The organism is Pantoea sp. CFCC18179, from assembly GCF_059412405.1.
In genome coordinates, this window is sequence record NZ_JBNBPM010000049.1 from 1 (window position 1) to 520 (window position 520).

A 520-nucleotide genomic window follows, 5' to 3' on the forward strand; every position below is an offset into this window, starting at 1 on the left:
TTCTCCACCGTATCGGGTGCGCGCCACAGGGTGCCGTCGACAGCCAGCAGCGTCAGGCCGTTCCAGTGAGACAGCGGTGTTTTGTCGAACCAGAGCTGACGCGATTTTTCGAACACCCGTCGAACCACATCTTCACCGAGCCTCTGGCGAGCCTGCACCACTGCGCTGGTTGCGACAAAGGGGCGTTTGCCCGGCAAAACGATATCCAGATGTGACACGATCTGATTCATGGAAAGCGAGCGGAACAGGGACATGCCGGTCACGGCCCAGACCATCATCTCCATCGGCAGGCGTCGTTTTCTCACGGTCACGATGCCGGTATCAGCGAGGCATTCGTCAATGAGTTCGGGTGACAGCAAATCGGAAAGTGAAGAAAACTCTTCTGGTGAGAATTTTCGAACGGCATCGAGAGCCTGACTGAGTAACATAAAAAAATCCGTAATCCCTGATAGATTACGGATTCTTGCAGAACTGCCGGATCGTTCAACCGATCATTTTTGGCTTAACTGATCGGCATTAC

General features: G+C 53.7%; 1 protein-coding gene. It reads right to left on the reverse strand.

Going from position 1 to position 520, the window contains the following annotated elements:
• Window positions 1-428: transposase domain-containing protein (locus tag ACPUC7_RS24430; protein ID WP_494924858.1), on the reverse strand; the 428-nt coding region annotated here is incomplete at its 3' end.
• Between the last annotated feature and the right edge of the window lie 92 nt (window positions 429-520).